This window comes from Rhodopseudomonas sp. G2_2311 (assembly GCF_047501505.1).
Lineage (GTDB): Bacteria > Pseudomonadota > Alphaproteobacteria > Rhizobiales > Xanthobacteraceae > Rhodopseudomonas > Rhodopseudomonas palustris_H.
The window spans coordinates 17794-26686 of sequence record NZ_JAZDRK010000010.1 but is presented as its reverse complement, the minus strand read 5'-3'; the positions used below and the strand labels follow the sequence as shown (position 1 = coordinate 26686).

Genomic DNA, 8893 nt, shown 5'->3' with positions numbered 1-8893 from the left:
TCCTACGTTCACCCGTCATCACGGCGCGATTCCCGCCGCCGCTCTTCATCCGGTTTCACGAGGTATCCTATGGCCGTTGGTAAGGTGTCAGACGCCGATTTCGAAAACGAGGTTCTCAACGCCCAGGGGCCTGTGGTGGTGGACTTCTGGGCCGAGTGGTGTGGCCCGTGCCGCATGATCGCGCCGGCGCTCGACGAAATCGCCGGGGCGATGGGCGACAAGGTCAAGATCGTGAAGCTCAACGTCGACGAGAGCCCGGTCACCGCCTCGAAGTACGGCGTGATGTCGATCCCGACGCTGATGATCTTCAAGGGCGGCGAGATGGCCTCGCGCCAGGTCGGCGCCGCGCCGAAGGCCAAGCTGCAGCAGTGGATCAGTGCAGCGGTCTGAACTCAGGCGCGCCACGAACGTTCTGAAACGGCCGGCATTCCGCCGGCCGTTTTGCGTTTCGGCCTCTCGTCATTGCGAGGAGCGAAGCGATGAAGCAATCCAGCCCGTGCTCGGCGCACTGGATTGCTTCGCTACGCTCGCAATGACGGGGATGGGGCGATTAGCAACCAGTGGGTTCGTATCGTGGCTGAGCGGAAATCATCCATCACCAAGACCTGCGCCGCGCCGCTTGCGCCGATGGAGGCGCGGTCGGTCGATGCGATTCCGAGCGGGCCGCAATGGCAGTACGAGCCGAAATGGGACGGTTTCCGCTGCCTGATGGTACGGAGCGGCGATGCTATCGCGCTGTGGTCGAAATCGGGGGAAGACCTCACCCGCTACTTCCCCGAATTAGTTGCGGCGGCGCTGCAGCTCAAGGCGGAGCGCTTCGTGCTCGACGGCGAGATCGTCGTGCCGCAGCGGCGGACATTCTCGTTTGATGCGCTGCTGCAGCGGATACACCCCGCCGCAAGTCGCGTGAACAAGCTCTCGGTCGAGACGCCGGCGCTGCTGTTGGTGTTCGATCTGCTCGCGAGCCCGCGCGACAACGCGCTGGCGGCGCAGCCGCTGACGCAGCGGCGCGAGGCGCTCGAAGTCTTTGCGAAGACGCAGTTCAAGGGCCATCCGACGTTCCGGCTGTCGCCCGCCACGACGAGTGACAAGCGGGCAGCGAAGTGGCTGGCGCAGGCCGGCGGCGGCTCCGACGGTGTGATCGCCAAGCGGCGCGACCTCGCGTACCAGTCCGGCAATCGCGACGGCATGCAGAAGATCAAGAAGTTTCGCAGCGCTGATTGCGTGGTCGGCGGCTTCCGCTACGCCAGCGCGCCGCTGGGTGGCCGCAAGGTAGTCGGCTCGCTGTTGCTCGGTCTCTATGACAAAGCCGGCCTGCTGCATCACGTCGGCTTCACCTCGGCGCTGAAGCGGGCCGAGAAGCCGGCCTTAACCGACAAGCTGGAGAAGCTGCCCGGCGAGGGCTTCACCGGCAATGCGCCGGGCGGACCCAGCCGATGGTCGACGGCGCGCTCGGCTGAGTGGCAGCCACTGCGGCCGAAGCTGGTTGTCGAAGTCTGCTACGATCATTTCAGCGGCGAACGCTTCCGCCACGGCACCAGCCTGCTGCGCTGGCGCCCCGACAAGGCGCCGCGGCAATGCACGATGGACCAGCTCGCGCAGAAGCAAGTCGATCCGATCAAGCTGCTGGCGTGAGCCGAACGATTAGTTCGGCGGTGTGCCGTTGAGGCTCAGCACATGGCCGGCGAGATACAATGATCCGGTGATCAGGATCCGCGGCGGGAGTTCATAGGCCAGCGACGCGATGCGGCGCAGCGCGGCCGGGATGTCGTCGGCCAGTTCGACCCGCAGGCCGAGTGCGCGGCCGGCGTCGGCGAGGCGCTCCGGCGGCATTGCGCCGTCGCGGTTCGGGATCGGCACCACGATCAGGTGCCGCGTCAGCCCGGCGAAGTTGGCGAGAAACGCGGCTGCGTCTTTGTTGGCCATCATCCCGGCGATCAGCACCAGCGGCCGCGACACGCGCTCTTCGAGATCGCCCAGCGCCGCCGCAGCGACGCGTCCGCCGTCGGCATTGTGGCCGCCGTCGAGCCATAGCTCGCAGCCAGCCGGTGCCTCGTCGAGCAGTTTGCCGGATGTGATCCGCTGCATCCGCGCCGGCCAGTCGGCCGCCAGCAGCCCGGCCTGATAGGCGTCTTGCGGAATCGTGAAGCGCGATTGCGCGCGTAGCGTCGCGATCGCGAGGCCGGCATTGTCGATCTGGTGCCGGCCGAACAGTTTGGGCGCGGTGAGATCGAGCAGGCCGCGTTCGTCCTGATAGGCGAGCCGGCCGTGTTCGAGCTGGACGTGCCATTGCTGGCCGCAGGCGAACAGCGGAGCGCGCAGCCGCTTCGCCTCGCCCTCGATCACCTCCATCGCCTCGTCGCGCTGCTCGGCGACGATCACCGGCGCGCCGCGCCGCAGGATGCCGGCCTTCTCGGCGGCGATATCGGCGACGGTCGGGCCGAGAAACTCGGTGTGGTCGATGCCGATCGGCGTCAGCACGCAGGCGAGCGGATGTTCGATCACATTGGTGGCGTCGAGCCGGCCGCCGAGCCCGACTTCGAGCAGGGTGACATCGGCGGGATGCTGCGCGAACAGCCACAAGGCCGCGGCGGTTTCGATCTCGAACAGCGTGATCGGCGCGCCGGCATTGACGCGTTCGCAATACGCCAGCGCGGCGATCAGCTCATCATCGCGGACCAGCCGGCCGGCGATCCGCATGGTCTCGTTGACGCGGACCAGATGCGGTGAGGTGTAGGCGTGGACCTTGAGGCCGGCGGCTTCCAGGATCGCGCGCAGAAATGCGACGGTCGAGCCCTTGCCGTTGGTGCCGGCGACATGGATCACCGGCGGCAGCTGACGTTCGGGATGGCCGAGCGCAGCGAGCAGCCGCTCGATCCGCCCGAGCGTAAGGTCGATCGCGACCGGATGCAGCCGCGCCAGGCGCGCACGCAATTCGCCGAGCGAAGCCGGCGGCGCGGTGCCTTCGCTCACGCCTGCGGCGCGGCCGGCTGGGCCGGCGGCTCGGTCGGTGCCGGAGCGGCGGGCTGCTCGGAGGCAGTGGTCTCCAGCTCGGCCTTCGCGGCGGCTTCGGCCGGAGCCTCGACCGCGGTGGTAACGGTCAGGGCCGGCGACTTGGTCAGAAGCCGGCACAGCCGCGCCAGGGTCGGGCGCAGGTCGTGGCGATGCACCACCATGTCGACCATGCCGTGGTCTTTGAGATATTCGGCGCGCTGGAAGCCATCGGGCAGCTTCTCGCGGATGGTCTGCTCGATCACGCGGGCGCCGGCGAAGCCGATCAGCGCGCCCGGTTCGGCGATGTGGATGTCGCCGAGCATCGCGTAGGAGGCGGTGACGCCGCCGGTGGTCGGGTTGGTCAGCACCACGATGTAGGGCAGCTTGGCTTCGCGCAGCATCTGCACCGCGACGGTGGTGCGTGGCATCTGCATCAACGACAGGATGCCTTCCTGCATCCGCGCGCCGCCGGAGGCCGCGAACATGATGAAGGGCGCGTGTTTTTCGACCGCCAGCTCCATGCCGCGGATGATCGCTTCACCCGCCGCCATGCCGAGCGAACCGCCCATGAAGTCGAAGTCCTGCACCGCGACCACGACGGGCGAGGTTTCGAGCTTGCCGAAGCCGACGCGCACGGCGTCATGGGCGCCGGTCTTGGTGCGGGCGTCCTTGATGCGGTCGGCGTATTTGCGCTCGTCGCGGAATTTCAGCGGATCGGCCACCACTTCGGGCAGCGCGACGTCGTACCAGGTTTCGTTGTCGAAGATCGACCGCAGACGCGCCAACGCGCCCATCCGCATGTGATAGTTGGAGCCGGGAATGACGAACTGGTTCTGCTCGACGTCTTTGTAGAACACGAGCTGCCCGGTATCCGGACATTTGATCCAGAGGTTCTCCGGAGTCTCGCGCCGCAGAATGTTGCGGATCTTCGGACGGACGACGTTGGTCAACCAGTTCATGACGTGCTCCGCGCGTCGCCGGACAGGGCGCCGCCTGGGTTCATGGCGTTGTCAGGATATGGCGGCGGGGCACGGCCCCGTCCAGACCACCGTCCTGCTTCGATTGCTGCTATTCCGCAGCCTGTTTCGCACCGCGAACGCCGGCCGCAAGCGAGGCGACCAGATCCGCCACCGCACCGACCGTGGCCTTGGTGGCGCGGCCTTCGGCGTCGAGGCTGCCCTTGAGCGCATCGATCAGCGCCGAGCCGACCACCGCGCCGTTCGCCTGCGCGGCGATCGCTTGGGCGGCTTCCGGCGTGCGGATGCCGAAGCCGACGCAGACCGGCAGGTTGGTGTGACGCTTGATCCGCTGCACCGCGGCGCCGACCGCCGAGGCATCCGCCGAGGCCGATCCGGTGATGCCGGTGATCGAGACGTAATAGACGAAGCCCGAAGTGTTGGCGAGCACCGCCGGCAACCGCTTTTCGTCGGTGGTCGGGGTGGCGAGGCGGATGAAGTTGAGCCCGGCCTTCATGGCCGGCAGGCACAGTTCCTCATCCTCTTCCGGCGGCAGGTCGACGATGATTAGGCCGTCGACGCCGGCCTGCTTGGCGTCGGCCAGGAAGGCATCGACGCCGTAGATGTAGATCGGGTTGTAGTACCCCATCAGCACCAGCGGGGTGACGTTGTCGGTGGCGCGGAAGTCGCGGACCAGCCCCAGCGTCTTCTTCAGCGTGGTGCCGGTCTTCAGGGCGCGCAGGCCGGCGGCCTGGATCGCCGGACCGTCCGCCATCGGGTCGGTGAACGGCATGCCGATCTCGATCACGTCGGCGCCTGCGGCCGGCAGTGCCTTGAGGATCTGCAGCGAGGTGTCGAGATCGGGGTCGCCCGCCATCACGAAGGTGACGAGTGCGGGGCGGCCCTGCTGCTTCAGCTCACCGAAGCGGGTGTCGATGCGGGTGGTCATCAGAATTTGCCCCCGAGATGTTCGGCGACCGACGCGAGGTCCTTGTCGCCGCGGCCGGACATGTTGACGACCATCAGGTGATCCTTCGGCAGCTTGGGTGCGAGGTCGGCGACCTTGGCGAGCGCGTGGCTCGGCTCCAGCGCCGGGATGATGCCCTCGAGCCGGCAGCACAGCTTGAACGCGTCGAGCGCTTCGGTGTCGGTGGCGGACAGGAAGTTGACGCGGCCGACATCGTGCAGCCAGGAGTGCTCAGGGCCGACGCCCGGATAATCGAGGCCGGCGGAGATCGAATGCGCTTCCTCGATCTGGCCGTCCGCATCCATCAGCAGATAGGTGCGGTTGCCGTGCAGCACGCCCGGCTTGCCGCCGGCGATCGATGCCGCGTGCAGCTTGTCCAGACCGTGGCCGGCGGCTTCGACGCCGTAGATCGCGACGCCCGGATCGTCGAGGAACGGATGGAAAAGTCCCATCGCGTTGGAGCCGCCGCCGATGCAGGCGACCAGCGAGTCGGGCAGGCGGCCTTCGGCCTGCATGATCTGCTCGCGGACTTCCTGACCGATCACCGCCTGGAAGTCGCGCACGATCATCGGATAGGGGTGCGGGCCGGCGACCGTGCCGATGCAATAGAAGGTGTTGTGGACGTTGGTGACCCAGTCACGCAGCGCCTCGTTCATCGCGTCCTTCAGCGTGTTGGCGCCGGAGGTGACGGGGCGGACTTCGGCGCCGAGCGCCTTCATCCGCAGCACGTTGGGCTGCTGGCGTTCGACGTCGACCGCACCCATGAACACCACGCATTCGAGACCGAACTTGGCGCACATCGTCGCGGTGGCGACGCCGTGCATGCCGGCGCCGGTTTCGGCGATCACCCGCGGCTTGCCCATGCGCTTGGCCAGCATGATCTGGCCGAGCACGTTGTTCACCTTGTGGGCGCCGGTGTGGTTGAGGTCTTCGCGCTTGAAGTAGATCTTGGCGCCGCCGAAATGCTCGGTCAGCCGCTCGGCGAAATACAGCGCCGAGGGACGTCCGACATAGTGCTTGAGATGGCCGTCCATCTCGGCGCGAAACGCCGGATCGACCTTGGCTTCCGCGTAGGCCTTTTCCAGATCGAGGATCAGCGGCATCAGCGTCTCGGCGACGAAGCGGCCGCCATAGATGCCGAAATGCCCGCGCTCGTCGGGGCCGGACCGGAAGGAATTCGGCAAAGCTTGGTTCATGTCAGCTCTTGGGTTAGGCCGCGCGTGCGGCGCGGATGAAGTCGCGGATCAGGTCCGGGTCCTTTTCGCCGGGGGAGGTTTCAACCCCCGACGATACGTCGACGCCCTGCGCGCGCGTCACCCGCAGCGCTTCGGCGACGTTGCCGGCGTTGATCCCACCGGAGACCAGGAACGGCAGTTTGAGATTGACGCCGTCGAGCAGCTTCCAGTCGAACGTTGCACCGAGCCCGCCGGGGCGGGTGGCGTCCTTCGGCGGCCGTGCGTCGAACAGGATGCGGTCGGCCACCGCCGCGTAGTCCGGCAGCACCGAAAGATCTTCCGGGCCCGCCAGCGCGATCGCCTTCATCACCGGCAGACCGTAGATGCGCTTGATCGAACGCACCCGCTCCGGGCTCTCGCTGCCGTGGAATTGCAGCCAGTTCGGTCGAAGCTGCTCGACGATGGCGTCAAGCAACTCGTCGTCGGCATCGACGGTGAGCGCGACCTTGGCGGCGCGGCTGCGGACTTGACGGCCGAGCGCATCGGCGAAGTCGATATCGAGGTGACGCGGCGAAGCGGGAAAGAACACAAAGCCGACCATATCGGCGCCGGCTTCGACCGCTGCTTCCAGCGTGTCGGCGGTCGTCAGACCGCAGATTTTCACAATTGTGGACATGGCTTTGCGCTGAATCTGGGTTGCCGGCGCGCCAGGGCGCCGCAGAGAATGCGCAGTCTTACAACGTCGCGCGGGACTTGTCGCGCCCGGCGCCGCTGGAACCGCTCTCGAGCAGCAGCCGGCGCGGCTCGCTCTGCGCCGGCGTGGCGATGCTGGCACGCAGGCTGGCGAGCTGGTTCTGGGCTTCGATCGCTTCGGCCTGATGCCGGCGGGCGGAGCGTCGCCAGCGCCGTTGTCCGAACCAGGTGGCGATACCGCCGAGGATCACGCCAACGATAGCGGTAACGATGATCACGACGAACAGCGGCAGCCGGATGTGACCGAGCGGGTTGCTGGGGTCCAGCGGATCGAACGAGACGTCGACCATATGGCGGTTGGCGACCGCGAACACCACGAGGATCAAACCGAGCGGGATCAGCACCAGGGCCGTCAGGAATTTCTGCATGTCATTCGCTCGCCTGGCTCGGCAATGGGGCGTCGCGCTACGCGGTATCGCTGGTTTCAGCGTCGTCGCCGCCGTCGCGGTTCAGGCGCTCACGCATTTCCTTGCCGGTCTTGAAAAACGGCACGGTCTTCTGCTCGACCGGCACATGAGCCCCGGTGCGCGGATTGCGCCCGGCGCGTGCCGGACGATGCTTCACCGAGAATGCGCCAAAGCCGCGAAGCTCGACCCGATCCCCACGCGCCAACGCTTCGACGATCTCATCGAGGATCGCGTTGACGATGTTCTCGACGTCCCGCTGATACAGGTGCGGGTTGTGCTCGGCGATACGCTGAACGAGTTCGGATTTGATCATCGAGGATGTGGTCCGTGCGTGCGGACCGCCATTTCCGTGAAAATGCCGTGAACTGTCAAGACGCTAAATCGGACAGACGCCCCGGCGAAGGGCGTCCGATGGGCGTCATTGAACCCGCTTTCAGGGTCAAAATACCGCACAGGCTGCACGCCCCGCGGGCAGAGATCACTGACCCGCGGACGGCGCCCACAGCGCCAGCATGCCGTCGAGGCCGAGCCGCTCGACCGACTGCATCGCGCCGGTCTGTTCGACGCGACGCGCGATCACGCCGAGGCCCGCAGCGTCGAACGCAACGGAGGCTGCGGCGCGCAGGAAGGTGAGGTCGCCGAACTGCGGTGAGAGCTTGTAGTCGCGCACCGGCAGGCCCGATTTGACGTTCTTCGCCTTCTCCAGCCACGCGATCGCGGTCTTCTCGTCGCCGAGTTCGTCGATCAGTTTGAGCCCTACGGCCTGGCGTCCGGTGAACACCCGGCCGTCGGCGACGACGTTGAGCTGATCGTCAGTCATCTTGCGGCTCTGCTGCACCATGCCGCGGAACCACGCGTAGGAATCCTTCACCAGCGCCTCGATGGCGGCGCGTGCCTCAGGACTGGTCGGCTCGAAACCGTTCGGCGCAGCCTTCAGCGGCGACGATTTTACTTCCTCGACCTTGACGCCGACGGTCTTCAGCAGCTCGGACACGTTCGGATATTGGAACAGCACGCCGATCGAACCGACCAACGAAGTCTGCTGTGCGACGATGTGCTCGGAGGCCAGCGCGGCGATATAGCCGCCCGAGGCGGCGAGCCCTTCGACCACCACGACCATCGGCTTCTTCGCCTTCAGCCGCGCCAGCGCGTCGTGCAATTCCTCGGAGCCCGCGGTGGTGCCGCCGGGCGAATTGATGTGGACGATCACGGCCGAGTAGGACGACTTGCCGAGCCGGTCGAGCGCTTCGACACGCTCGTCATTGCTGCGGATCAGACCCTCGATCTTGATGCGGGCGATCGAGCCGGTCGAGGTGAGCGCGCCGCGCCCTGCCGGCGACACCATCGCACCGATCGCCACCACGGCGACGATCGCGACCAGCACAGCCGCCACGCGCCAGAACGTCAGCTTCCTTCGCATCCGGCGGCGATCGACGATCACATCGGAATCAAGCGACATCAGCGGTTCTCCGGTCGGCGGCTATCGTTTCGGTTGTCGGATGGGATCGTTGCCGTCCCATGAGCGAAATACATCAATTACAATCCAATATGAAGAAAACATGGTTCGTGCGGCGGCCTGCCCGCACCGCTGCGACCACCGGCGCCGGCCGTCGCAAGGCGGGTCACGCGCAACGAAAAAGG

At 66.6% G+C, this 8893-nt stretch carries 10 protein-coding genes; 2 read left to right on the top strand and 8 right to left on the bottom strand.

Translation table 11 applies throughout. The features are described from left to right. Positions 1-69: 69 nt before the first annotated feature. The gene (trxA, locus tag VRZ08_RS14545) at positions 70-390 is read left to right on the top strand and encodes a thioredoxin (protein ID WP_011155644.1); all 321 of its coding nucleotides are present in this window, start codon (positions 70-72) and stop codon (positions 388-390) included. A gap of 183 nt (positions 391-573) precedes the next feature. Further along, on the top strand, positions 574-1635 hold the full coding sequence (locus VRZ08_RS14540) for an ATP-dependent DNA ligase (RefSeq protein WP_414532983.1): 1062 nt from the start codon (positions 574-576) through the stop codon (positions 1633-1635). A 9-nt stretch (positions 1636-1644) separates the two neighbouring features. Here the strand turns inward: VRZ08_RS14540 and VRZ08_RS14535 are convergent, their stop codons facing one another. The 8 genes from VRZ08_RS14535 to sppA form a co-directional block, all read right to left on the bottom strand. Further along, the gene (locus tag VRZ08_RS14535; protein ID WP_414532982.1) at positions 1645-2973 is read right to left on the bottom strand and encodes a bifunctional folylpolyglutamate synthase/dihydrofolate synthase; all 1329 of its coding nucleotides are present in this window, start codon (positions 2971-2973) and stop codon (positions 1645-1647) included. Continuing rightward, entirely contained in the window at positions 2970-3953 is a 984-nt protein-coding gene (gene accD / locus VRZ08_RS14530) for an acetyl-CoA carboxylase, carboxyltransferase subunit beta (protein WP_414532981.1), read from the bottom strand. The genes VRZ08_RS14535 and accD overlap by 4 nt, the downstream gene beginning before the upstream one ends. Before the next feature lie 109 nt (positions 3954-4062). After that, positions 4063-4899, bottom strand: a complete 837-nt coding sequence (gene trpA / locus VRZ08_RS14525; RefSeq protein WP_414532980.1) for a tryptophan synthase subunit alpha — start codon at positions 4897-4899, stop codon at positions 4063-4065. After that, positions 4899-6113 carry a tryptophan synthase subunit beta gene (trpB, locus tag VRZ08_RS14520; protein WP_263990073.1) on the bottom strand — a complete coding sequence of 405 codons (1215 nt, stop codon included), beginning with the start codon at positions 6111-6113 and terminating at the stop codon, positions 4899-4901. Before trpB ends, trpA begins: the two co-directional genes overlap by 1 nt. 13 nt (positions 6114-6126) lie before the next feature. Then, the gene (locus tag VRZ08_RS14515) at positions 6127-6768 is read right to left on the bottom strand and encodes a phosphoribosylanthranilate isomerase (RefSeq protein ID WP_414532979.1); all 642 of its coding nucleotides are present in this window, start codon (positions 6766-6768) and stop codon (positions 6127-6129) included. Between the two features lie 58 nt (positions 6769-6826). After that, a complete protein-coding gene (locus VRZ08_RS14510) occupies positions 6827-7213 on the bottom strand; it encodes a lipopolysaccharide assembly protein LapA domain-containing protein (protein ID WP_107353706.1) in 387 nt (128 codons plus the stop codon). 37 nt (positions 7214-7250) lie between these two features. Further along, positions 7251-7565, bottom strand: a complete 315-nt coding sequence (locus tag VRZ08_RS14505; protein ID WP_107342337.1) for an integration host factor subunit beta — start codon at positions 7563-7565, stop codon at positions 7251-7253. A 165-nt stretch (positions 7566-7730) separates the two neighbouring features. Next, entirely contained in the window at positions 7731-8711 is a 981-nt protein-coding gene (sppA, locus tag VRZ08_RS14500; RefSeq protein ID WP_264053781.1) for a signal peptide peptidase SppA, read from the bottom strand. Positions 8712-8893 lie beyond the last annotated feature (182 nt).